At 67.3% G+C, this 284-nt stretch carries 1 protein-coding gene; it reads right to left on the reverse strand.

Annotated elements, in window-relative coordinates:
* Positions 1–284: aconitase family protein (locus tag AC0L3B_RS39350; RefSeq protein ID WP_473383177.1), on the reverse strand; the 284-nt coding region annotated here is incomplete at both ends.

Here is a 284-nt window from a genome sequence, read left to right on the forward strand (position 1 = left end):
GCGCCCTGGCGGCCTTCGAAATTGCGGTTGGTGCTGGAGGCGCAACGGTCTCCCGGCGCGAGCACGTCGTCGTTCATGGCCAGGCACATGGAACAGCCCGATTGACGCCATTCGAACCCCGCGTTCCGAAAAATAGCGGCCAAGCCCTCAGCCTCGGCCTGATCGCGAACTTCGGTGGAGCCCGGCACGACCATCGCACGCACGTGCGGGGCGACGCGCCTGCCGCCGATTACGCGGGCGGCATCGCGCAGGTCTTCGATACGGGCGTTGGTGCACGAGCCGAT

The organism is Bradyrhizobium sp. Kon56 (assembly GCF_055807635.1).